The sequence below is a fragment of the Ruegeria sp. B11 genome (assembly GCF_056539785.1).
In genome coordinates this window covers 852,652-874,665 of sequence record NZ_JBQFVO010000002.1, presented here as the reverse complement: position 1 = coordinate 874,665, position 22,014 = coordinate 852,652, and the positions used below count along the sequence as shown (strand labels likewise).

Below are 22,014 nucleotides of genomic sequence, written 5' to 3'. Positions count from 1 at the left end.
GTCACTTAAAGTGTCGCGGGATGGAGCAGCCCGGTAGCTCGTCAGGCTCATAACCTGAAGGTCGCAGGTTCAAATCCTGCTCCCGCAACCAACTTTAGAAAATCCAAACACAGCCCGTGCGGACTACAATTGATCAACCCGATCAATTGCTTAACGATCAAACCTCGTCAGGCTCATAACATGAAGGTCGTAGTATCGTAGTCTCTACTGAGATGGACAAAAAGACAACGACGATCCGCTTGTCAGCATGCCTCTTAGAAGAGTGAGCAATGTAGTAGAGTTATCAGTTAAATTCAAACTTTCGTCACTGGACGCTTTCGAAGTGCAGGTTTTTCCGTAGTCCCGAGGATCTTTCCGAAACATCTTGTTTCCAATTCACGAACTAAGAGTTTCGAATTTAGCCGTGGACACATTTTTGCCATAATGCCATCCTGGCACAGAGGGCGGCATGTCTTTATTTTTAGCACTTTCTAGTTTTTCCAACTGGATTTGAGGGGGTTACCTAGTTCGATATGCCGCCCCACGAGCAATCTTCTGATCGTCCAATGAATGAAGCGCATTCTCGGTGGCGTTGATACAATGCGCGTTCAAACCTTTTGTATCGCGCATCTGGGTGTAGTTATGGTGTACCTCGACAGCGCCATTAGTTTCTATGGGCGCAGTTTCAGGTATCTTTCCATTGATCGTTGCGCGCCGAATGATGTGCAATCGGCGATGCAGAGGTGCAACAGGTCAAGATAGAAATGCCATCAGAACGACCCCAACTAACGTCCTGAGAGCGGTATCTGAGCAAGTAAGCGCTGCCTGGATAGCAAGTTTCCGCGACGTAAACATAAGCTCACTTTTCGCCTTTCAAGACTTGCTCTATGCCGGGTGCAGCATTCCGGTGGGGGCCGATATGAAACTCAGTGCGTTGGAAATCCTTTGCGTCATTTTGGCAAGTGTTGTGGCAGTGGCTGGTTTTGCCGGAGCCGTGAATGCGCTTGTTTCAGCGATCTAATGTAGCACCGCAAAGTTGTAGGGCCTTTAGGCGCATGTTGTCGCGCTCGTGACAACTGTTCTCTCGGGGTGTCGGTGGCTTTGTAGTAAGACATTGAAACTAAAAAATTAAAGAAACACCATGCACTTCTTTTTCGTTCATCGTTGACGCCGTCGTCACCCAAAGTGAACAGGTCTAGGGCCCGAAAACAAGCCCGCTTCGTCCAAATCTCGCGGAGGCGGTATTAGATTGAAAGCGTCGCCTTACATTCCACATAGCAGAGGGGTTGGCGAGGGGGTCGAGCCAACCCCTCTGAAGGGGATACACGGAACAGTGAAAGTGGTCCGTTGAGCTCAGGTTATGCGATGCGTGTAGGCCCGTATATTGGGGGTTCCCCGTAGTTGGGAAAATTAATCTTTCAGACACATTCCGGACATCTCGCCCAGATACCAAAACGATACGGCGCGCCTAGAAGATGTCTGATGATTTCTTGAGGGGGTACGAGTTTGGCGCGTCGTACCTTGAACCTCGATGATTTCCCAAAAACCTCAAGCGAGGCTGATAACGATGCCCTGCTTCAAGGACGCGTCCGCCGCATCGGCCAGCAACTGAGCCCGCAGCCCATCGATGATACCTGGTGCAAGTTGTCCTGATCCGGACACAGCGGCAGTGAAATGGGCCATCTCGGCTTGATAGGCGCCTTCGTAGCGTTCAAGAAAGAAATGCTGGGCGGGGGCTTTGCGGAAACCCGACGGAGTCGCGACCTCAACCGCATTCTCCAACATGTTTTCGGCCCGCAACATGCCCTTCTCGCCATGCACCTCGATGCGCTGATCATAGCCATAGCTGGCGCGGCGCGAGTTGGAGATCTGGCAAATCTTGCCACTGGCTGTCGTCAGGGTTACGGCTGCGGTGTCGACGTCTCCGGCTTTGCCGATCTCGGGATCGACGAGCGATGATCCAACAGCGTAAACGCTGATAGGTTCTTCGCCCAGCAAGAAACGTGCCATATCCAAGTCATGAATCATCATATCGCGGAACAACCCACCCGAGCTTTCGATATAGCTGATCGGTGGCGGCGAGGGGTCGCGGGACAGAATGGTAACAATTTCGACCGCGCCGATCTCACCTTCGGCGATGCGGGATTGAATATTGGCAAAGCTCGGATCAAAGCGGCGGTTGAAGGCCGTCATGAAGGGCACGCCGGTGGCTTCGACCACCTTGATGCAATCGCGGATGCGGTCAGCGGACATGTCCACCGGCTTTTCGCAGAAGATCGCTTTGCCGGCATTCGCCGCTTTATGGATCAGATCGTAGTGGGTGTCGGTCGGAGTACCGATGACGACAGCATCGACATCTTTGCTTTCGATCAGTTCGTCCGCCGACAGGATCTGTGCGCCAGTTTTGTCGGCCAGCATCTGAGCCGGTTCTGTGAATGCGTCCGCCACTGCGCTCACCCGTGCGCCATCAATCTGCCCGATCGAGCGCGCATGAACCTGACCGATCCGCCCGCATCCCAATAGCCCAATATTCAGCATGTCATGCCCCTTTGAACGCTTTCAGTACTCGGCGCGTCGCCTCGACCACCGGTTCATGTGTATCTTTCAGTATTTGAACGCGGTCGAACCTGTCCGGATCGGCATTCACGGCCGTTCGCAGGGCATTCCCAAAGGCCATTCGCAGCTCGGTCCCGATGTTAAATTTGCAGATTTTCGATCCGCGCGCCAGCGCAGCACGTTGCGCAACCGGCACGCCCGAGCCGCCATGGATCACCAGAGGTATCTCGGTCACGGCTTCGATGGCGCGGATACGGGTCTCGTCCAGACCGCCCTCTTTGTTCTGCTGCAAGTGGACGTTGCCGACCGAGATCGCCATTGCATCCACGCCGGTCTCTCGGGCGAATTGCGCGGCTTCCGCCGGGTCGGTTCCGTCCGAACCTTCACCACCCGAATAGCCGACAAAACCGATTTCACCCTCGCAGGAGACACCAGCGGCATGGGCCATCTCGGCAATTGCAGTGGTCTCGGCGATATTCTGTTCCAAAGGCTTGCGTGAGCCGTCAAACATGACAGAGGTGAAGCCGCTGTCGATGGCGATGTGGCATTCGTCATGGGTGTAGCCATGGTCCAGATGCGCCACGACGGGCACGCTGGCACTTTCGGCCAGATGGCGGAACATCTTGCCCAGAACCGGCAGCGGCGTGTGTTCGCGGCATGATGGGCCGGCTTGCAGGATGATCGGTACGCCTTCGGCTTCGGCAGCGGCCACGTAGGCACGCATGTCCTCCCAGCCCAGCGTCACCAACCCGGCCACGGCATAGCCGTCGCGCAGCGCGGGTTGCAGCACGTCCGATAATGTCACAAGGCTCATTTGAACTTGGCCACCATGTCCATAATGCCCGGGATCGTATGCAGCTGGGCTGCATGGGTCGGTTGGAAATACTGCTTCAGCGAGCGCTGACTGAGCCCGCCGAGGATGGTGAAATAGTACATTTCATACCCCGGCAAAACTGCGCAGGGGTGATAGCCCTTGTCCAGCAGGATCGTCGAGCCATCCATGATGTGATAGGCATCACCCGGCTTGTTGTCTTCGCGCTGCAGCATCTGGACGCCAGAACCATAGTTGGGCCGGAAGCGGAAATTATAGGTTTCGTCATGGCGGGTTTCGATCATTTCGCCATCGTCGCTTTTGCGGTCGGTGTCATGTTTGTGGCTGGGAAAGCCGGACCAGCCGCCCTGACCCACGGTATAAAGTTCAGACACCAGCAAGCGGCCGACCTTGTCGTGATGGTTCGCGCCCAGAATGTGTTTGATCTTTCGATGGGTTTTGGTGTCGTCCGATCCATACTGCACCAGATCCAGCTCGGGTACGCGGACATCAAAGGGTTCAAGCACACGGTCGAATTTTGCGCCCGCGATGAAGGTTTCGGTTTCATCCGTCATGCAGGTTATTCGAACCTTGGCGCCGACGGGAACGTATACGCCCTCGGGCTCGCCATCCCAGACGTCGATGGTGCGGTTGCCAAGGTTGGTATAGATCGCGCCGTCCACATCGACATCCACGGTACCGGTAGCGGGCACGATGCAGGTCTCATAGCCCGGTACGGCATATTGGAACACCTCGCCCTTTTTCAGTTTGACGATGTTGAAATAGTTTAGCGGCACCAGATCATGGTCGGCATCGACGATAGGTTTGTTCTGGTTGTCATGGGGCGCAATATGCATCTGCGTCTCCTTTCAGGTATCCGTGGAGCCCGGGTGTTGGGCCAGAAATTCGTCAAGTTCGGGCGTCGTCGGCATGGCCCCGGCGCAGCCGGGTTTCGACACGACGATCGACGCGCAGGCCGAACCGCGCAGCACCGCATCGCGCAGGTCATGCCCCGCAGCGATCGAGGCCAGCAGACCGGCCAGAAAACTGTCGCCTGCGCCGTTGGGCTTCACGGCGGTAACCGGGTAGATGCCGGTGCGGACCTCTTGCCCGTCTGCCAGCGTAATGGCCCCCTCATGGCCCATCTTGTAGATCACCATCTTGCCGTTGGCCGCCAATTCGCGGGCCTTGTCTAAACCTTTTTCGATGCCGCCCGCCATAAAGCCGAACTCTTCATCATTGCCTACGATCAGATCGCTTTCATTCCCTGCGCGGGTCAGAACCTCTGAGGCGACTTCGGGTGATGGCCAACTATAGGGGCGGTAATCGATGTCGAAGATCACCGGCAGGCCTGAGGCGCGCGCATTTTCAAACGCGCGGTAGGTGGCCGAGCGTGAGGGTTCCGCAGCAAACACCGTGCCCGCCGTGATCAGGGCAGAGAAGGCGCTGTAGTCGACCTCATCCATATCCGCCTCGGTTACCTGGAAATCAGCGGCGCCGTTGCGGTAGATGACATTCTGAAAGTCTTCGATGCAACTTTCGTAGACAGCCAAGGACGTACGCGCCTCGCCACCCACAGCTCGGACATATCTCGTTTCAACGCCATAGTCGCGCAGCCGGTTCACACAGAACCGCCCCACGGCATCATCCGAGACCGAGGTGACCAGCGCCGCTTGCGATCCCAGCTTCACCAGTCCGGCGCAGATATTGGCGCTTGATCCGCCCAGATCGGCGCGAAACACCTGTGCGTCTTCGCTTTTGGTTCCGACCGGATCCGCAAACATGTCCATTCCGGCCCTGCCGAACACGGCAAAGCGGTTACCTTTTATACCTTCAATCAGAGTCACGTGCGCCCCTCGGTATTGCCTGCCCGCGCGGCATCCAGCACCTCGGGGTAGGGATAGTTCAAGCCCAGCAACTGCCGCAGATCGGGACTTGCCTGATCAAGGAAATCCTGCGGTAGCGCAGCGGGCATATCTTCCATCGGTTTAACCCATTTGGGCAGGTACTGGATCAGGATCGCGCTGCGGTCGTGATCCGCTTTGTTCGGCATCGCGCAATGCCACGTCACGCCATAGAACAGAGCAACATCGCCAGGCTCACCGGTCATCTGCTCGCATTTGTCATAGAACTTGTCTTCGGGCGTGGGATAACGCAGCTCTTTCTGCGATCCGGGTACATAGCCGGTCGCGCCGCTTTCCTTGGTGAACGGGTCCAGCAAAACCGAGACCTGTGCATTCATCGGAAATGATCCATTCAGACCGACGGGATGCGTTTCGGGGCTGTGAAAGTCCCAATAGGGATAGTCGACATGCGGCTCCTGCCCCGGCCCGCCCGGCAGGATGCGATTAGCAGCGATCGAGCCCATGATGAACTCGGTCCCCAGAAACTTGCGGAGGATATTCATCAGAACCGGATGCGCAGCCATGCGTGAAAACACGTCGCCCTTGGCCAACAGATTCCAGACCCGCCGCTGCAGGTTCAGTTTGCCATCCTCTTCCGCAGCGCCTTGGAAATGGGTCACTTTCTCGGCCGCCGTTTCGGATTCGGCCATGACGATGGCACGTGCCTCGGCGATCTCTTCAGGGGTGAAAAGGCCCGAGATTGCGACGACTCCATCACCGTTCATCAATTCATCCACAATGACGTCTGGGTCAGCCGTTTCTACCTTGAACCGTTTCATCAGATGCCCTTGCGTTGTTTTTCGCGGGTCGATTCCCATTCGACATGGGCGTCACGAACCCTTTCGTCAGCCGAAGTGTGGGGCGTTCCAACCTCCCACCATGCATGGCCTTCAGTGGTCCAGCCTTCATAGGCGTCCACGTCCATCACAATCACATATGTCTTGTCGCTGGCCTTGGCGCGCTTGAACGCTTCGGCCAGTTCCGCCGGGTTCGCGACCTTTTCGCTGGTGGCCCCCATCGAGGCCGCGTGGGCCGCGAAATCAACGCCAAAGGCTTCGGGGATGGTGGGGCAGTCTTCCAGCAGGTTGTTGAAGCTTTCGTTGCCTGTGTTGTTCTGCAGCTTGTTGATGACTGCAAAACCGCCATTGTCCAGCACCAGAACAATCATCTTCTTGCGGCTCAGAACCGAGGAATAGATGTCCGAGTTCAGCATCAGATATGAGCCATCACCGCAAAACGTAATCGTGTCCTTATCCGGCTCACGCTCAGATTGGGCAATGCGCGCGCCCCAAGCGCCCGCGATCTCATAGCCCATGCAGGAGAATCCGAACTCAACATCAACGGTGCCAATATCCAGCGTGCGCCAGTTGGCGGTGACTTCAGCGGGCAGACCTCCGGCAGCGGCGACCACGCGGTCACGCGGGTCGCAAAGTTCGTTCACAACGCCGATGGTTTGAGCATAGGAATTTGGACGGTTCCCGTAAGACACATTTTCGGCCACGTAGGCATCCCACTTGCGCCGTTCGACTTGTGCCAGAGCCACCCAGTCGGGCGGGGCGGTATAGTCAACAGCCTGTGTTAGAGCCTGAATCGACAGCTTGGCATCCCCAACAACTGGCAAGGACATGTGCTTACCCGCATCATGCCGCGCAGCATTGATCGAGATGAACTGAGCGTCCTTGGCAAAGGCAGTCCACGAGCCGGTTGTGAAATCCTGCAAGCGCGTCCCGACGGCGACAATCACATCGGCTTGTTCCGCAATTGCGTTGGCACTGTCCGATCCAGTGACGCCAATCGGGCCAATGTTCAGCGGATGGGTCGCCAGCATATTGGCGCGGCCCGCGATGGTTTCGACGACCGGAATCTGAAACTTTTCGGCGAATTCGGTCAAATCGGTCACGGCTTTGGAATACTGCACGCCCCCACCCGCGATGATCATCGGGCGTTTCGCGCCGGCCAACGCGGTAGCGGCATCGGTGATTTCATGAGCATCGGGAGATTGGCGGCGAATGCGATGCACTTTTTTCTCAAAGAACTTCACCGGGTAGTCATAGGTCCAACCCTGCACATCCTGTGGCAACCCAAGGAACGCCGGCCCGCAATCGCCCGGGTCCAGCATTGTCGCTATAGCGGCGGGCAGAGATTGAATGACCTGTGCCGGATGCGTGATGCGATCCCAATAGCGGCTGACCGGTTTGAAGGCGTCATTCACACCAAACGTCGGGTCATAGTAATTCTCCATCTGCTGCAGAACCGGATCCGGTAAGCGGGTGATGAACGTGTCCCCGCACAACATCAGCATTGGCAGCCGGTTCGCATGGGCCAGTCCAGCAGCAGTCAACAGATTCGCAGTGCCGGGGCCTGCGCTAGCGGTGCAGAACATGAATCGCTGACGCAGCCACTGCTTGGCATAGCCTGCGGCGGCGAATCCCATGCTCTGTTCATTCTGTCCGCGATACAACGGCAGCTCATCCCGGACAGTATTCAGTGCCTCGCCCAGGCAGGTTACATTGCCATGACCAAAAATCCCGAAGCCCCCGCCACATAGGCGATATTCCTGACCATCGATCTCTATAAACTGGTTCGACAGCCAGCGAATGATCGCCTGCGCCGTTGTCAGGTAAACAGTTTCGTGTTGCGCGGACATGTCTGCGGGCTCCTTTAGGAAAATTATGATGCAGTGCCGAATGCAGCTTGCGAGAGTCCTATTCTCACGATACAAGTTTTGCAACCGGTTGCAAATGGTTTTCAAGAAAAAGCGAGGGAGGACGTCGGAATGGCAGAGATCGGCATTGGCATTCTAGGCGGCGGATATATGGGCAAGGCTCATGCGGTCGCCATGTCCTCGGTTGGGGCAGTGTTCAACACGGCCTTGCGACCACGGTTAGAGATGGTGTGCGCCTCGTCATCGGAAAGCGCTGAGCGGTATCGTCAGGCCTATGGATTCGCGCGCTCGACGGATGACTGGCGTGTGTTGGTGAACGACCCGAAGGTAGAGGCCGTTGTGATCGCCACGCCTCCGGAAACACATCGCGAGATCGCTCAGGCAGCGTTTGCGCTGGGCAAACCTGTGCTGTGTGAAAAGCCTTTGGGCGCGTCGCTGGAGGATGGTGCGGCGATGTCAGCAGCGGCCGAGGCCTCGGGCTTGGCCAACATGGTTGGTTTCAACTATATCCGCACCCCGGCCAGCCAATACGCTCGCGCTCTGATAGCCGAAGGAGAGATCGGCGACATCACATGGTTTCGGGGTGAGCATACCGAAGATTTCTACGCGCACCCTCAAGCCCCGGCAACCTGGCGTACAACAGGAATGTCGAACGGAACGATGGGTGATCTTGCGCCTCATATGATCAATGCCGCACTGGCTTTGATCGGCCCGATTTCACGCGTGATGGCCGAGGTCGAAACCGTGCACAATAGCCGCCCGGGTGGCGAAGTTGACAATGACGACCACGCTCAGATGATGGTGCGGTTCGCGAACGGAGCAATGGGATCGATCTATATCAGTCGAATCGCGACTGGGCGCAAGATGGGCTATGCCTATGAGATCAGTGGCACCAAGGGTGCGATCCGCTTTGATCAGGAAGACCAGAACGTTTTGTGGCTCTACCGTATGGAGGGCCCCGAAGCTGAGCGTGGCTTTCGTAAGATCCTGACCGGCCCTGCGCACCCGGACTATGAGCCGTTCTGTCAAGGGCCGGGCCATGGCACGGGCTATCAGGATCAGATCATCATCGAGGCGCGAGATTTCCTGAGCGCGATCGAGACAGGTAAACCGGTCTGGCCGACCTTCCACGACGGGCATGAGGTCAACCGGGTCGTCGCTGCGGCATTGGCATCGTCAGCGGATGAAAGCTGGAAAAATATCGAAGATTTCTGAGCATCGGAGACAAGACAAGATGAGCATCAGAATTGGCAATGCGCCCTGTTCCTGGGGCGTGGAATTTGCGCAGGACCCGCGCAATCCGCATTGGAAAACCGTTCTCAGCGAATGCGCTGCGGCCGGGTATAAGGGTATCGAATTGGGCCCGGTGGGCTTCATGCCCGAAGACCCTGCGGTGCTGGCCGATGCGCTGGCCGAGCATGATCTTGAACTGATCGGCGGCGTTGTGTTCCGCAACTATCACGACCCCGACGCGTGGGAAGACGTGCTGGACGCCACCCACCGCACCGCTCGCGCATTGAAAGCGCATGGGGCGCAGCATATGGTGCTGATCGATGCGATCTCACCCCGCCGCGCGCCAACCGCTGGTCGCGCCGATGAGGCTGAGCAGATGGACAAGGCCGAGTGGACGGCGTTCCGGGATCGCCTTTCTGAAAGCGCGCGGATCGGGTCCGAGGAATACGGGCTGACCGTTGGGATGCACGCTCATGCTGCGGGCTTCATGGACTTTGAACCTGAACTTATCCGTTTGCTGGACGAGGTCGATGAAAGCCTTTTGAAAATTTGCTTCGATACGGGGCATCACTCTTATGCCGGGTTCGATCCGGTCGGCTTCATGAAGCGCTACGTTGATCGGATCTCGTACATGCACTTCAAGGATATCTCTCCGACAGTGAAAGCGGATGTAATTGCCAATCGGACGGGCTTCTATGATGCTTGCGGGCAGGGGATTTTCTGCAATCTGGGCGACGGCGACGTGGACTTTCCGACCGTTCGCCAGGTGCTGCTGGACGCTGGTTTCACAGGATGGTGCACGGTCGAGCAGGATTGCGACCCAACGCTCGACCCTGATCCTGTAGGGGACGCGCGGAAGAATCGTGAATACCTTGAATCAATTGGTTTCAGTTAAGGAGGTCCAGACCATGACCAAGCTGAAATGGGGCATGATCGGAGGCGGCGAAGGTAGCCAGATCGGACCGGCGCACCGGTTGGGGGCGCTGGCGGACGGGCATTTCCAATTCACCGCCGGAGCGCTGGATCACAGGCCTGACATTGGTCGCGAATACGCCCAACGATTGGGTATCGCGGCAGACCGAGCCTACGGCGACTGGACCGAGATGCTGGAAGGTGAGCGCGGGCGCGAGGATCGGATTGATCTGGTCACTGTAGCCACTCCAAATGCGACGCATTTCGAGATCACCAAAGCGTACCTTGAGGCCGGGTTCAACGTGCTGTGCGAAAAGCCCATGACCATGACGGTGGAAGAGGGCGAAGAGATTGTCAAAGTCGCCGAGAAATCAGGGAAGATTTGCGCGGTAAACTACTGTTACTCGGCTTATCCGATGGTGCGTCAGGCTCGCGCGATGGTGCGCGCAGGTGAGATCGGCAAAATCCGTCTGGTCGTTACCAATTTCAGTCACGGCCATCACGGAGACGCCACTGATGCTGACAATCCACGCGTGCGCTGGCGCTATGATCCTGCGATGGCGGGTGTTTCCGGGCAGTTCGCTGATTGCGGTATCCACGCGATGCATATGGCCGGATTCATTGCGGATGATGAGGTTGAGACCCTGTCTGCAGATTTTGCCTCAACCATTGGCAGCCGTGAACTTGAAGATGATGCCATGGTCAACTTCCGCACGACAAAAGGCGCTGTTGGCCGGTTGTGGACCTCTTCGGTCGCCATCGGTCGGCAGCACGGGTTCGACATTCAGGTGTTCGGAGAAACCGGCGGTCTGCGATGGGCGTCGGAGCAGCCGAACCAGCTTATCTACACGCCTGTTGGTGGTCGCCTGCAGATCATAGAAAAAGGCGAAGGCGGGCTGCATGAAGACGCGCAGCGACTCAGCCGGGTGGCGATTGCGCATCCCGAAGGGTTCCCGTTGGCGGTTGCGAATATCTATTGCGATCTCGCAGATGCTATTGCCGGGGAAACCCGCGACGGCTTGCCAAATGCGGCAGACGGCGTGCGGTCGATGGCGGCTGTGCATACAGCGGTCGAGTCGGCGAAAAAGGGCAGCGCGTGGATGGATGCCCGGCCACCGATGTTTCGTTAACTCTCAGATACGGGGCGCAATGTGCCCCGTTCCACCACCGAACATGGGAATATCCGCGCCTCCGGATATCGGTCGGGTTCGTTCAGGGTTGCCACCATTAGCTCGATCGAGGAACTCACGATTTGCCGGATCGGCTGATGGATGGTGGTGAGATCAATATTCTCCCACCGTGCCATTTCCATGTCGTTCAGGCCGATGATGCCGATGTCTTCGGGCACCTTTAGGCCACTATCCAGAATTGCGGACAACACCCCGATGGACAACACGTCATCGCCGCAGAAATATGCATCAGCCCGCTCAGATTGGAGCAAGCGTAGCATTTCCTGACGACCTGCATCGAATGAGTAAGCCTCAGCAAACGAGCAGGTCACATCAATGCTAGGATGCCGGGCCATCTCTGACATGAAGCCTGCATGGCGATCCTGGGTCGAGGTCGCCGCTTCGGGTCCGCCTAGAAAGGCTACTTTCGTATAACCACGCGCGACCAGCTCGCGGGCCGCCATGCGTCCGCATTCCACATTGTCAATCCCGACCACATGAACCTGCGGTGAAGAGGATGACCGGCCAAAGCTGTGCACCACTGGTACGCCAGCATCCCGAAACGCTTTTGCGAACCCGGGCGGTAAGGTCGACGACGCTACGACAACGCCATCGACCGAATATTGGCGCAGCATTCGTACCGAATTTTCGGGTTCAACCTCGTCGGTCAGATTCACCAGCAATGGGCGCAGGCCTCGGTCCTGCAGCCCCCTGGTAAAGAGGTCGAAAACTTCAAGAAATATCGGGTTGTGGAAGTTGTTCGAGACCAGTCCGATCAGCTTAGTTCGGCCTGTGGTCAGAGATGAAGCCAGTGCATTTGGGCTGTATCCCAGCTCACGCGCGGCCTTCTCGACTTTTCGGCGCATCTTGTCGGAAACCGAGGCCCCATCGGTGAAAGTGCGCGACACCGCCGAGCGTGAAACGCCGGCGCGTTCTGCAACCTCTTTCAATGTGACAGCCATGATCCGTCTGACCTTCCTGCGTTTAGTGGCAGTCCTTTTACCTGTATTCTTTGGCAGATACAGTATGAAACACATCTGACACCGTTTGCAACCGGTTGCAAAATTTTGACAGATATGCTCTAACTCGAGTCGGAGAGGTGCGAAGGACTGCCTCAATCCGCGATAACATGAGTTTTGGGAGGACATCATGACTTCACTGACGAAGAAGTTGGCGCTGGCGGCGGCGGTAGCTGCGACGCCTCTGATCGCAGCCACGGGCGCTGCGGCGGAAGGTGAGAAATACATTCTGGTCAGCCACGCGCCAGACAGCGACAGCTGGTGGAACACGATCAAGAACGGCATCGCGCTGGCAGGCGACCAGATGGGTGTCGAAGTCGAATACCGCAATCCGCCCACTGGCGACCTTGCTGATATGGCGCGGATTATCGATCAGGCGGCTGCTTCGGGTCCGAACGGGATCATTACCACGTTGGCGGATTATGATGTGCTGAGCGGACCGATCAAATCAGCGGTCGATGCGGGCGTTGATGTCATCATCATGAACACTGGTACGCCGGATCAGGCCCGGGAAGTTGGTGCCCTGATGTATGTGGGGCAGCCCGAATATGATGCCGGATTTGCTGCAGGCCAGCGCGCCAAGGGTGACGGCATCGGCTCGTTCCTTTGTGTGAACCACTATATCGTTCAGCCCTCAAGCCAGGAACGTTGTCAGGGCTTTGCAGACGGCTTGGGCATTGAACTGGGGGATCAGATGATCGACGCCGGCCAGGACCCAGCCGAGATCAAGAACCGCGTGCTGGCCTATCTGTCGGCGAACCCGGATACTGATGCGGTTCTGACACTGGGTCCAACCTCGGCTGATCCGACAATTCTGGCGCTGGAAGAAAATGGTATGGCCGGTGACATCTATTTCGGCACCTTCGATCTGGGTGGTGAGATTGTCAAAGGCATCAAGTCTGGCGTGATCCAGTGGGGAATTGATCAGCAGCCCTTCCTGCAGGCTTACCTGCCGGTTGTTGTGATGACCAACTACCACCGCTATGGCGTTTTGCCGGGCAACAACATCAATTCGGGTCCCGGCTTCGTAACTGCTGATGGTCTGACCAAGATCGAAGAATTTGCTGGCGAGTACCGCTGATTCTTACAGCGCGGGCGCCCCGCCAAAGCGGCGCCCGCCAACAACTATCTGACGCAAAATCACTGCTTAACTCGGAGGGGCGTTCTAATGAGCGAGTCTGCTCAAAACACGGCTGTAACCGACGAACGGATTAAAGAAATATCGCCGCTGCGCAAGGCCTTGATCCGGCCTGAACTTGGCGGGATGGTCGGCACCGTTGCCGTCTTCACCTTCTTCCTTTTGTTCGCTTTTGACAGCGGCATGTTCAATGCACAGGGCATGATGAACTGGTCGGTTGTCTCGGCGCAGTTCATGATCATCGCCGTGGGTGCCTGCCTTCTGATGATCGCGGGTGAGTTTGACCTGTCAGTCGGATCGATGATCGGCTTTTCGGGCATGATGATCGCAATTTTTTCGGTCACGCTGGCGTGGCCGGTCTGGATGGCCATTATCGTCACATTTGCGATGGCGGTGGCAATCGGCGCGCTGAACGGTTGGATCGTGATCCGGACTGGGCTGCCTAGCTTTATCGTAACGCTGGCCTTCCTGTTCATCTTGCGCGGCTTTACAATCTTCCTGCCGCAGGTGATCGAGCGCAAAACTATTATCGGCGGTGTGAAAGACGCAGCCGAAGGCGATTGGCTGGCGCCGATCTTTGGTGGTAAAATTTTGCAGGGATTGTTCCAATGGCTCGGGGATGCCGGGATTATCGCCGTATTCGAGCGTGGCACCCGCGCCGGTCAGCCAGTTGTGGATGGTATTCCAATGCTGATCGTCTGGGCGATCGCACTGATCATCTTTGGACACGTGCTGCTGACCAAAACGCGGTTCGGCAACTGGATCTTCGCCTCGGGCGGGGATGCTGAGGCGGCGCGCAACTCGGGTGTGCCTGTGAACCGGGTCAAGATTCTGATGTTTATGTTCACGGCCTTCTGCGCCACCGTCTTTGCCGTCTGTCAGGTGATGGAGTTCGGATCGGCTGGTGCTGACCGGGGTCTGCTAAAAGAGTTCGAGGCGATCATCGCCGTGGTCATCGGCGGCGCGCTTCTGACCGGAGGATACGGCTCGGTACTGGGCGCAGCGCTGGGCGCGCTGATCTTTGGGGTGGTGCAACAGGGGTTGTTCTTTGCCGGTGTCGAAAGCTCGCTGTTCCGGGTCTTCCTTGGGGTGATCCTGCTGGGGGCTGTGATCCTCAACACCTATATTCGCCGCATCATCACGGGAGAGCGTTGATATGAATCCCGAACATGAACCCATCATCCAGATGAAAAACATCGAAAAGCACTTCGGCAGCGTGATCGCGCTGGCGGGTGTCTCGGTGGACGTGTTCCCCGGTGAATGCCACTGCCTTCTCGGCGACAACGGTGCTGGCAAGTCGACCTTCATCAAAACCATGTCGGGCGTGCACCAGCCTACGCATGGAGAGATTCTGTTCGAAGGCCACCCCATGCATTTCGCCGACCCGCGTGATGCCATCGAGGCCGGGATCGCAACCGTGCACCAGCATCTGGCCATGATCCCGTTGATGTCGGTCTCGCGCAACTTCTTCATGGGTAATGAGCCGGTAAAGAAGGTCGGACCTCTTCACTTTTTTGATCATGACTATGCCAACAAGGTCACGATGGAAGAGATGAAGAAAATGGGGATCAACCTGCGCGGCCCTGATCAGGCGGTGGGCACGCTGTCAGGTGGTGAACGCCAGACCGTCGCCATCGCGCGGGCGGTGCATTTCGGGGCGAAGGTTCTGATCTTGGATGAACCGACCTCGGCCCTTGGGGTGCGCCAAACAGCCAACGTTCTGGCGACCATCGACAAGGTGCGCAAGCAGGGGATCGCGGTGGTCTTTATTACTCATAACGTCCGCCATGCGTTGGCAGTGGGGGACCGGTTCACGGTACTCAACCGCGGTCAAACGCTGGGTACGGCGCAGCGTGGCCAGATCACCCCTGAAGAGCTGCAGGACCTGATGGCCGGTGGTCAGGAGATGGTCGAGCTTGAAGGCAGTCTGGGCGGAACCGTCTGATACTTTTTTGCCCCGCTGGCTGTGCTGGCGGGGTGACTACTTCTTCTCGAAGTACAATATGACTTCACCCAGCCTTACGCCAAAACGCGAAACATAGGCTCGGTTCAATAACCGGTCATCCGACAACAACCACATCCAGTCATCAAAATTGACACGCATGGTGCCGTCTTTGACGGGCAGGTCGATTTTGTACTTCCAGTTAAACGTATCGCCCCTTTCGACCCCACTGGCTGTGCCCAGCACACCGGGAGCGGTGCCGGTCCAGGTGTCATCGCCGGTCTTGGTCAGGGTCCAGATCCGTTGTTCGGTCGCACCATCGTCATAGACGAAATCTTCGACAAGCGTCAGAGTCTCTCCGTCCCATGTGCCGTCAATATCGACCTGGAAGCGACGCGGGACATTACCTAGTACATCCTGAAACTGACCATAAGCGACAGTCTTACCTTCGAAGAACTCTTCAAGGTTCAGCTGACGATCTGACAGAAACGATTTTGGTATACGCGGTTTGGCCGAGCATGCGGCGAGGATGGCCAACCCCGCGATCGCGATACCTGCAATAAGGGTACGGCGGGCGATCATTGCAAAACCCTCAGCTCAGAGTCTGTATCGTGGCCGTTTGCGCCATGCAGATGGGCGGATTTCACTTCAGGCGCAGGGCGCATCGTGGCGACCAGCTCGGCCACCTTGATCCCGAATTTTCGCATCTCGGACCGGTTCATGATTACACCGTTCTCCGTCAGATACATCCAGTCGGTCACATCCAGTGTATGCCCGCCCGCGTCCTCGGGCAGGATGATGCGATAGGTCAGCTTGACGGTTGAGCCCGAAATCACGCCTTTTCCCTCGCCGACAATATCGTCCGCTGTTGCGGTGAAAGTGTTGCCCGTGCCCAACGTCAGATGCCATTTGCGGGTCATCTGTTTGCCGTTGGAATAGGTGAAATACTCGGACAGCGTACCGGTGTTGCCGTCCCATTCGCCCACCATACGCGCGACAAAGCTGTTCGACATCTTGCCATTCGGGCCATAGATCAATCCTTCGGACAGGATTTCGCCATTCAGGTTCTTTTTGAGTGAAAACTCAGGTCCGGTTCCGCTGTAGTCGGAGGGTGATTGCGAGCGGAAACTGAGGAACCGGTTCTTCACAGCAAACAGCGCAAAAATCGCAAGCAGACAGATCAGGAGCGTTTTCATTTGGCAGAGACCTCTGTCGGGAGGGTCAGGACCATGCCAAACGCTCCGAGTTTCAAGATGCAGGGCAGCACCGCATAGGCGAGGGTGAGTGTATTCAAAGCCTCGGCAGAATTGGCCTGTCCAGGTGTAAAGCCGCTGCGTTCCAGTAGCGGCAGTGTGAAAAAGGCGGCCAGAGCTAGACCCAGCTTACCTGCGAAAGACCAGATGCCGAACGCAGCAGATGCGTTCAGCCCGGCCCGGGTCAGAACGACCGAGAACATTGCAGGCAGGACAACCATGTCCGCCCCAAGCGCCGCGCCGGATGCGAGGCATATGATGGCGAAACCAATGAGATTCCCAGGGGCTAGAAGAGCGGCCCCGACAAAGCCGAGAATGGCCAGCGGCATGGCGATCATCAGAGTCTGTTTCGGGCCAATCCGATTGCTGAGCCTGGCCCAGAACGGAACGCTGAGCCCGGCGCTGAGGAAGAACAGGATCAGCAATGGCCCCGCTTTGCCTGGCAGTTGCAGCCGATCTTCAACAAAGAACAGAAACAGGGTCGAGGTGATGGCGACGGGCAGGCTGTTGACCAACGCAAGGGCAAGCAGACGTAAAGCCCCAGCCTGTCCTAGGCCTGCAAAGGACAGCCCTTGACCGGTGATCGGCGTGCGTCGCCACATTGGCAGGGTAACAGCCAGAGTCACAACGCTCAGAAGCCCGAGAAACATTCCAAAGGCCGGATACCCTTGCGCGGCTGCGCCAAGCGCCACGAACACAGCGGGTGCTGCGGCTGCTATGATAACTCCGGTCAGTTGTCCGCCTTCGCGGAAGGCGGCCAGTGTCATCAGTTCCTTCGCACTAGCATGTTTCGCCAGTGTGGCGCTGCGGCCATAAAGCAAGATGGTCCCGAGGCTGTAGGCCGAGAATAACAGGATCAGAATAGACACTAATATGGTGATACTTGCCCCTTCTGGCAAACCAAACAGCAATGGGAATCCAATCGCCAGACCCAGCGCAGAGGCGGCGGCAAACAACATTTGCCCACCGGGCCAGCGATCAATGGCCCAGCCAATCAGTGGATCTTGCACTAGATCGACCAGCCGGATGACCAGCAGAATGGTGCCAATCACCCCCAGCCCGATACCGAGATTCACGGCGGCAAAGCGCGGCAGGTGGATGTAAAGCGGGATACCTGCTGCAGCAAGCATCAGCGCATAGAGGCTGACACGCGGGTACAGCATCACTGCCCCTTCAACTGCTGTGTGAACGAGGCGGATCGTGTATTGTTACCCAGAAAAATTGACATGAAGCTGCGTGTGATACCCGGATTTGTCAGGGTGCAGGTTTTGCTTCCGTTGCGCCAGAAGCTGACGTTGTTGGGGCCTTGCGCGATGGCCAGGTAGCTATCGCCTTTGCTGACCGCCTGAAAACAGCCCTGCAATTGGGCTTCCGTCGGCGCAGGATTGCCTTGTCGGGCCATCTCTTCCCGGGTCGACTCGACCAGCGCTTTTTGTTTCAGGTTTTTTCGATAGGTCAATTGTAGGCCGAAATTCTCGTTCCAGCTGAATGCGGCACCGCCGGGCGTGTAAAGCTTGGCGTCATAGAGCGGCAGCCCCAGAAAACGGAATGTCCCGGTGCCGCGCAGCTTAGGGTCTTTTATTGCATCCGACAAAGGCGAAGCCGCCAGTCCGCCGGGGACCATCAGCGCCAGTGACAGCAGCGCAGCGCAACAGGTTCTATACGCTGGCCGAAACAGCGAGGTCCGTTTCAGGGATACCATTGTCAGCTCCGATGCTCTGCGGGATGGCGGTGAGGCGCTCGACAACATGCATTGCGCTGGCAATCCCGTCTTCGTGGAAACCATGCCGGTTATACGCCCCGGCAAACCAGGTTCGGTTCTGTCCCTGCATCTCGCGGATTTGCCCTTGCGCGCGCAGGGCGGCTTTGTCGAACACCGGATGGGCGAACTCGACCTCGTCATAGATTTTGTCCGCGGGAATGTCTGATGCGGCGTTCAGGGTCACAAACAGTGGGTCACTGTCGGGGATATTCTGAAGCCGATTCATCCAATATGTGACCCCAACATTGCCCTTTTGCGATCGATAGGTCCAACTGGACCAGCAAGCACGCCGCCTGGGCATTTGGCGGGGATCACAGTGCAGGATAGCTTTGTTCGGTTGATATCTAATCGCGCCGAGCGCCGCTTTTTCCGCTTCGGTCGCTGCATCACCCAAGATGGCGAGAGACTGATCGGAATGGGTTGCCAGTATGATTTCTTCAAACAGAGCGGCCTCACCTCCTGCATGGACGGTGACGCCCAGATCATGCCGCTCGATCCGCTGCACGGGTGCGGACAGTCTGATGTCAGCACCGCGCGCACGTAGCGCAGTTTCGATCCGGCGGACATATTCGATGCTGCCGCCTTTCACGGTGTACCACTGGTGCTGATTGGCACGGCCCGAGGCCAGCAGCGCGTGATTGCGGAAGAACTGCACCAGCGAGCGGGCTGGGAACTGATCGACGAACTCGACCGGAGTTGACCAGATCGCGCCGCACATCGGCATCAGATAATTGTGCCGGAACCAGTGGCCGAGACGCAGCTGATCCACAAGCTCACCGATCGTGGTGTCGTCGTCCTGCGCGGCTTCGGGGGCCTCTTTGCCAAACCGCAGGATATCGGCGATCATCTTGTAATAGGCTGGACGCGCGAGGTTGCGCTTCTGCGCGGTCAAAGTGCGCAGATTGTTCAACCCATATTCGATGCGGCCATTGTCGATAGTTGCACCAAAGCTCATCTCACTTTTGGTGACCGGCACGTTCAGCTCACCAAACAGCCGGGTCAAATAGGGGTATGTGACATAGTTGAAGACGATGAAACCGGTATCTACCGGCTGATCTCCGTTCTTTCCGGCCATCACCGTGCGGGCGTGGCCGCCCAGTCGGGGCTCAGCCTCGAACACGGTTATATCGTTGTCTTCGGAAAGGTAATAAGCTGCGGAGAGACCTGAAATGCCTGCGCCTATGACTGCGATTTTCTTGCGTACGCCCCGGGTTTCGTCGAACATTCCATCCTCGTTATTCGGTATTTACAACAAGATACGCAGGGAATGAGCCTTTGGATCAACCGCATTAGAAGTTTTTTTCCGACGCGCTATGTAGTGTTATCTGGCCGAATGCTACGAGCGCTGGGCGTGATCCATTGCTGCTGTCAGAACGTATTCGTCCTAGTAGTACGAAAAAAGACTTACGCATGAGCAGTTTTGACGGAAAAACCTATTGGATCATTGGCGCCAGCGAAGGGCTGGGCCGTTGCTTGGCCGAAAAGCTGAGCCGCGAAGGCGCGCATCTGATCCTTTCTGCTCGCAATGCCGAGCGATTGGATGAAATCTGTGGCACCTTGCCTAATGCACGTGCTGTACCGATGGATGTGACTGATCTCGACACTGTGCGCCGCGCTGTGGTGGAGGCTGGCTCAATTGACGCGCTTGTCTACAACGCAGGCGCCTATGAGCCGATCAGTACGTCAGATTGGGACACCGATGCCGCTTTGGCGATCAGCGATGTGAACTATTCCGGCGCGCTTCGGGTGTTGGGTGAAACCGTCCCAGGATTTGTGGGCTCAGGCAGTGGTGATATCACGCTGATCGGGTCGCTTGCCGGGTATCATGGGCTTCCCAATGCGATCTCGTACGGGGCCAGCAAGGCTGCGCTGATCTCGCTGGCCGAGACCATGCGGCACGATCTGGCAGGGTCAGGCGTGACGGTGCGCATTGTCAATCCGGGGTTCATCAAGACCCGTCTGACCGACAAGAACAGTTTCAAAATGCCGATGCTGATGACACCCGAAGATGCGGCCGATCGCGTATTGCGCGCCATGTCCCGTCGCCGGTTTCGAACCGATTTCCCGATACCGTTCTCATGGGTTGTGCGCTTGATCGATTATTTGCCCGATATTCTGGTGTACCGGGGAAAGTGACCCTATCCGCAAGTAAGCCTCTGAATTGTGCCTGCGCCGTTCACATAAACGTTCAGCCGGTCGATGCGATAATCCTGCGTGGCAATATCATCCGGGCCCAGAACGCGCGACCGTTCAGGCAGTTGGGCTTGTATGGTTGAAACCGGCTCACCAATGGTGTTCGCAAACGGTTCTCCCTTACAAAATGCAAGATCAACCGGTGCCTCCTCTAGTTCAAGCGCCGCGTCCTGCGGTGCAGAGGTCTCAGAACATGCGGTCAGAAGAATTAGGATCGGAAATAAACGGTACATTGGCGCAGGGCTTTCTGGTGATGTCGTTTCTGAAATATCAAAGATTTAGCCAACCTGTCATGAAAGCGCAGTTGAAAAAACCCTGTATTTGACGCAGGGTCGGGCAAAACAGACAGGGAGACAAGCACCATGCGTACCCGTGCCGCCGTCGCCGTTCAGGCAGGCAAACCTTTGGAAGTGATGGACGTAAACCTTGAAGGCCCCAAAGCGGGCGAGGTTCTGGTCGAGATCAAGGCGACAGGCATTTGCCATACCGATGAATTCACCCTGTCGGGCGCCGACCCTGAAGGCTTGTTTCCCGCCATTCTGGGCCATGAAGGCGCAGGTGTCGTGCTTGAGGTCGGCCCGGGTGTAACCAGCCTGAAACCCGGCGATCACGTCATCCCGCTTTATACGCCCGAGTGCCGTGAGTGCGAATACTGCCTGCATCCCAAGACCAACCTGTGCCAGGCAATTCGCGAAACCCAAGGCCAGGGCCTCATGCCGGATGGCACCTCGCGTTTTTCTACGTTGGATGGCGATCCGATCCTGCACTACATGGGCTGCTCGACCTTCTCGAACCATACGGTTCTGCCTGAAATCGCGCTCGCCAAAGTGCGTGAGGACGCGCCCTTTGACAAGATCTGCTATATCGGCTGCGGCGTGACCACCGGAATTGGCGCGGTGATCAACACTGCCAAGGTAGAAATTGGCAGCCGTGCCATCGTGTTCGGTTTGGGCGGTATCGGCCTGAACGTGATTCAGGGCCTGCGTCTGGCTGGCGCGGATCAGATCGTGGGCGTTGATTTGAATCCAGCCAAGGTGGAAATGGCGACCAAGTTCGGCATGACCGATTTCGTGAACCCCTCTGAGGTCGAAGGTGATCTGGTGCCGTATCTGGTCAACCTGACCAAGGGCGGCGCGGATTATACCTTTGACGCCACAGGCAATGTCGGCGTAATGCGCGCGGCACTGGAATCGGCTCACAAGGGCTGGGGTGAATCGATCATCATCGGTGTGGCACCTGCGGGCGCTGAAATCTCGACTCGACCGTTCCAACTGGTTACTGGCCGCTCATGGCGTGGCACCGCGTTTGGCGGAGCGCGTGGACGCACCGACGTCCCGAAAATCGTGGATTGGTACATGGACGGGAAGATTGAGATCGACCCCATGATTACCCACACCATGGGCCTGGATGACATCAACCACGGTTTCGACCTGATGCATAAGGGCGAGAGTATCCGATCAGTGGTCGTCTACTAAGGC

Annotated in this window: 21 protein-coding genes and 1 tRNA gene; 9 read left to right on the top strand and 13 right to left on the bottom strand. The window is 57.1% G+C overall.

The genetic code is table 11. The features are described 5' to 3' along the window. Window positions 1-14: 14 nt before the first annotated feature. Window positions 15-91 (top strand) — tRNA-Met (locus ACR0I1_RS11750). Between the two features lie 1,436 nt (window positions 92-1,527). On the opposite strand, the gene iolG is transcribed toward ACR0I1_RS11750, so the two are convergent. Genes iolG through iolD form a run of 6 tightly spaced genes read right to left on the bottom strand, consistent with a single transcriptional unit; the run spans window position 1,528 to window position 7,897 of the window. Continuing rightward, on the bottom strand, window positions 1,528-2,517 hold the full coding sequence (gene iolG, locus ACR0I1_RS11745; RefSeq protein ID WP_480591651.1) for an inositol 2-dehydrogenase: 990 nt from the start codon (window positions 2,515-2,517) through the stop codon (window positions 1,528-1,530). Between the two features lies 1 nt (window position 2,518). Further along, window positions 2,519-3,349: a class II fructose-bisphosphate aldolase gene (locus ACR0I1_RS11740; RefSeq protein ID WP_480706601.1), complete on the bottom strand. Its 831-nt coding sequence runs from the start codon at window positions 3,347-3,349 to the stop codon at window positions 2,519-2,521. Then, complete coding sequence (locus ACR0I1_RS11735; protein ID WP_480706599.1) at window positions 3,346-4,203, bottom strand: 5-deoxy-glucuronate isomerase; 858 nt, start codon at window positions 4,201-4,203, stop codon at window positions 3,346-3,348. The genes ACR0I1_RS11740 and ACR0I1_RS11735 overlap by 4 nt, the downstream gene beginning before the upstream one ends. Before the next feature lie 12 nt (window positions 4,204-4,215). Next, window positions 4,216-5,193, bottom strand: a complete 978-nt coding sequence (gene iolC, locus ACR0I1_RS11730) for a 5-dehydro-2-deoxygluconokinase (RefSeq protein ID WP_480706597.1) — start codon at window positions 5,191-5,193, stop codon at window positions 4,216-4,218. Continuing rightward, a complete protein-coding gene (locus ACR0I1_RS11725; protein WP_480706595.1) occupies window positions 5,190-6,029 on the bottom strand; it encodes a phytanoyl-CoA dioxygenase family protein in 840 nt (279 codons plus the stop codon). Before ACR0I1_RS11725 ends, iolC begins: the two co-directional genes overlap by 4 nt. After that, entirely contained in the window at window positions 6,029-7,897 is a 1,869-nt protein-coding gene (gene iolD / locus ACR0I1_RS11720) for a 3D-(3,5/4)-trihydroxycyclohexane-1,2-dione acylhydrolase (decyclizing) (protein ID WP_480706593.1), read from the bottom strand. The genes ACR0I1_RS11725 and iolD overlap by 1 nt, the downstream gene beginning before the upstream one ends. 129 nt (window positions 7,898-8,026) lie before the next feature. On the opposite strand from iolD, the gene ACR0I1_RS11715 reads away from it, so the two are divergent. Genes ACR0I1_RS11715 through ACR0I1_RS11705 form a run of 3 tightly spaced genes read left to right on the top strand, consistent with a single transcriptional unit; the run spans window position 8,027 to window position 11,190 of the window. Further along, window positions 8,027-9,130 (top strand): Gfo/Idh/MocA family protein, encoded by a 1,104-nt coding sequence (locus ACR0I1_RS11715; RefSeq protein ID WP_480706591.1) that lies wholly within the window; start codon window positions 8,027-8,029, stop codon window positions 9,128-9,130. A gap of 19 nt (window positions 9,131-9,149) precedes the next feature. After that, window positions 9,150-10,043, top strand: coding sequence for a TIM barrel protein (locus ACR0I1_RS11710; protein WP_480706589.1), 894 nt, complete (start codon window positions 9,150-9,152; stop codon window positions 10,041-10,043). A 13-nt stretch (window positions 10,044-10,056) separates the two neighbouring features. Next, window positions 10,057-11,190: a Gfo/Idh/MocA family protein gene (locus ACR0I1_RS11705; protein WP_480706587.1), complete on the top strand. Its 1,134-nt coding sequence runs from the start codon at window positions 10,057-10,059 to the stop codon at window positions 11,188-11,190. On the opposite strand, the gene ACR0I1_RS11700 is transcribed toward ACR0I1_RS11705, so the two are convergent. Beyond that, window positions 11,187-12,191 carry a LacI family DNA-binding transcriptional regulator gene (locus ACR0I1_RS11700; protein WP_170395012.1) on the bottom strand — a complete coding sequence of 335 codons (1,005 nt, stop codon included), beginning with the start codon at window positions 12,189-12,191 and terminating at the stop codon, window positions 11,187-11,189. The genes ACR0I1_RS11705 and ACR0I1_RS11700 overlap by 4 nt on opposite strands. Window positions 12,192-12,378: 187 nt before the next feature. Between ACR0I1_RS11700 and ACR0I1_RS11695 the strand changes: the two genes are divergently transcribed. The 3 genes from ACR0I1_RS11695 (at window position 12,379) to ACR0I1_RS11685 (ending at window position 15,331) form a co-directional block, all read left to right on the top strand. Then, window positions 12,379-13,329 carry a sugar ABC transporter substrate-binding protein gene (locus ACR0I1_RS11695; RefSeq protein WP_170395010.1) on the top strand — a complete coding sequence of 317 codons (951 nt, stop codon included), beginning with the start codon at window positions 12,379-12,381 and terminating at the stop codon, window positions 13,327-13,329. 87 nt (window positions 13,330-13,416) lie between these two features. After that, the gene (locus tag ACR0I1_RS11690) at window positions 13,417-14,541 is read left to right on the top strand and encodes an ABC transporter permease (protein ID WP_170395008.1); all 1,125 of its coding nucleotides are present in this window, start codon (window positions 13,417-13,419) and stop codon (window positions 14,539-14,541) included. A gap of 1 nt (window position 14,542) precedes the next feature. After that, a complete protein-coding gene (locus tag ACR0I1_RS11685) occupies window positions 14,543-15,331 on the top strand; it encodes an ATP-binding cassette domain-containing protein (protein WP_170395006.1) in 789 nt (262 codons plus the stop codon). Between the two features lie 36 nt (window positions 15,332-15,367). On the opposite strand, the gene ACR0I1_RS11680 is transcribed toward ACR0I1_RS11685, so the two are convergent. Genes ACR0I1_RS11680 through ACR0I1_RS11660 form a run of 5 tightly spaced genes read right to left on the bottom strand, consistent with a single transcriptional unit; the run spans window position 15,368 to window position 19,568 of the window. Beyond that, window positions 15,368-15,910: a DUF3833 domain-containing protein gene (locus ACR0I1_RS11680; RefSeq protein ID WP_170514209.1), complete on the bottom strand. Its 543-nt coding sequence runs from the start codon at window positions 15,908-15,910 to the stop codon at window positions 15,368-15,370. Next, window positions 15,907-16,524, bottom strand: a complete 618-nt coding sequence (locus ACR0I1_RS11675; protein ID WP_170408586.1) for a DUF3833 domain-containing protein — start codon at window positions 16,522-16,524, stop codon at window positions 15,907-15,909. Before ACR0I1_RS11675 ends, ACR0I1_RS11680 begins: the two co-directional genes overlap by 4 nt. Next, a complete protein-coding gene (locus ACR0I1_RS11670) occupies window positions 16,521-17,744 on the bottom strand; it encodes an MFS transporter (RefSeq protein WP_480706584.1) in 1,224 nt (407 codons plus the stop codon). Before ACR0I1_RS11670 ends, ACR0I1_RS11675 begins: the two co-directional genes overlap by 4 nt. Beyond that, window positions 17,744-18,283 (bottom strand): hypothetical protein, encoded by a 540-nt coding sequence (locus tag ACR0I1_RS11665; protein WP_170394996.1) that lies wholly within the window; start codon window positions 18,281-18,283, stop codon window positions 17,744-17,746. The genes ACR0I1_RS11670 and ACR0I1_RS11665 overlap by 1 nt, the downstream gene beginning before the upstream one ends. After that, window positions 18,240-19,568 (bottom strand): NAD(P)/FAD-dependent oxidoreductase, encoded by a 1,329-nt coding sequence (locus ACR0I1_RS11660; RefSeq protein ID WP_480706582.1) that lies wholly within the window; start codon window positions 19,566-19,568, stop codon window positions 18,240-18,242. The genes ACR0I1_RS11665 and ACR0I1_RS11660 overlap by 44 nt, the downstream gene beginning before the upstream one ends. A gap of 185 nt (window positions 19,569-19,753) precedes the next feature. On the opposite strand from ACR0I1_RS11660, the gene ACR0I1_RS11655 reads away from it, so the two are divergent. Next, complete coding sequence (locus ACR0I1_RS11655) at window positions 19,754-20,479, top strand: SDR family NAD(P)-dependent oxidoreductase (RefSeq protein ID WP_480706580.1); 726 nt, start codon at window positions 19,754-19,756, stop codon at window positions 20,477-20,479. A 2-nt stretch (window positions 20,480-20,481) separates the two neighbouring features. Here the strand turns inward: ACR0I1_RS11655 and ACR0I1_RS11650 are convergent, their stop codons facing one another. Further along, a complete protein-coding gene (locus tag ACR0I1_RS11650) occupies window positions 20,482-20,769 on the bottom strand; it encodes an I78 family peptidase inhibitor (RefSeq protein ID WP_170394986.1) in 288 nt (95 codons plus the stop codon). Between the two features lie 129 nt (window positions 20,770-20,898). On the opposite strand from ACR0I1_RS11650, the gene ACR0I1_RS11645 reads away from it, so the two are divergent. Then, window positions 20,899-22,011, top strand: coding sequence for an S-(hydroxymethyl)glutathione dehydrogenase/class III alcohol dehydrogenase (locus ACR0I1_RS11645; RefSeq protein WP_170394983.1), 1,113 nt, complete (start codon window positions 20,899-20,901; stop codon window positions 22,009-22,011). The last annotated feature ends 3 nt before the right edge of the window (window positions 22,012-22,014 follow it).

Excerpts from the sequence above, each read along its gene's own strand:
- iolG (WP_480591651.1), bottom strand. The coding sequence starts at position 2,517 with ATGCTGAATATTGGGCTATTGGGATGCGGGCGGATCGGTCAGGTTCAT.
- ACR0I1_RS11740 (WP_480706601.1), bottom strand. The coding sequence starts at position 3,349 with ATGAGCCTTGTGACATTATCGGACGTGCTGCAACCCGCGCTGCGCGAC.
- ACR0I1_RS11735 (WP_480706599.1), bottom strand. The coding sequence starts at position 4,203 with ATGCATATTGCGCCCCATGACAACCAGAACAAACCTATCGTCGATGCC.
- ACR0I1_RS11725 (WP_480706595.1), bottom strand. The coding sequence starts at position 6,029 with ATGAAACGGTTCAAGGTAGAAACGGCTGACCCAGACGTCATTGTGGAT.
- iolD (WP_480706593.1), bottom strand. The coding sequence starts at position 7,897 with ATGTCCGCGCAACACGAAACTGTTTACCTGACAACGGCGCAGGCGATC.
- ACR0I1_RS11715 (WP_480706591.1), top strand. The coding sequence starts at position 8,027 with ATGGCAGAGATCGGCATTGGCATTCTAGGCGGCGGATATATGGGCAAG.
- ACR0I1_RS11710 (WP_480706589.1), top strand. The coding sequence starts at position 9,150 with ATGAGCATCAGAATTGGCAATGCGCCCTGTTCCTGGGGCGTGGAATTT.
- ACR0I1_RS11705 (WP_480706587.1), top strand. The coding sequence starts at position 10,057 with ATGACCAAGCTGAAATGGGGCATGATCGGAGGCGGCGAAGGTAGCCAG.
- ACR0I1_RS11700 (WP_170395012.1), bottom strand. The coding sequence starts at position 12,191 with ATGGCTGTCACATTGAAAGAGGTTGCAGAACGCGCCGGCGTTTCACGC.
- ACR0I1_RS11695 (WP_170395010.1), top strand. The coding sequence starts at position 12,379 with ATGACTTCACTGACGAAGAAGTTGGCGCTGGCGGCGGCGGTAGCTGCG.
- ACR0I1_RS11690 (WP_170395008.1), top strand. The coding sequence starts at position 13,417 with ATGAGCGAGTCTGCTCAAAACACGGCTGTAACCGACGAACGGATTAAA.
- ACR0I1_RS11685 (WP_170395006.1), top strand. The coding sequence starts at position 14,543 with ATGAATCCCGAACATGAACCCATCATCCAGATGAAAAACATCGAAAAG.
- ACR0I1_RS11680 (WP_170514209.1), bottom strand. The coding sequence starts at position 15,910 with ATGATCGCCCGCCGTACCCTTATTGCAGGTATCGCGATCGCGGGGTTG.
- ACR0I1_RS11675 (WP_170408586.1), bottom strand. The coding sequence starts at position 16,524 with ATGAAAACGCTCCTGATCTGTCTGCTTGCGATTTTTGCGCTGTTTGCT.
- ACR0I1_RS11670 (WP_480706584.1), bottom strand. The coding sequence starts at position 17,744 with ATGCTGTACCCGCGTGTCAGCCTCTATGCGCTGATGCTTGCTGCAGCA.
- ACR0I1_RS11665 (WP_170394996.1), bottom strand. The coding sequence starts at position 18,283 with ATGGTATCCCTGAAACGGACCTCGCTGTTTCGGCCAGCGTATAGAACC.
- ACR0I1_RS11660 (WP_480706582.1), bottom strand. The coding sequence starts at position 19,568 with ATGTTCGACGAAACCCGGGGCGTACGCAAGAAAATCGCAGTCATAGGC.
- ACR0I1_RS11655 (WP_480706580.1), top strand. The coding sequence starts at position 19,754 with ATGAGCAGTTTTGACGGAAAAACCTATTGGATCATTGGCGCCAGCGAA.
- ACR0I1_RS11650 (WP_170394986.1), bottom strand. The coding sequence starts at position 20,769 with ATGTACCGTTTATTTCCGATCCTAATTCTTCTGACCGCATGTTCTGAG.
- ACR0I1_RS11645 (WP_170394983.1), top strand. The coding sequence starts at position 20,899 with ATGCGTACCCGTGCCGCCGTCGCCGTTCAGGCAGGCAAACCTTTGGAA.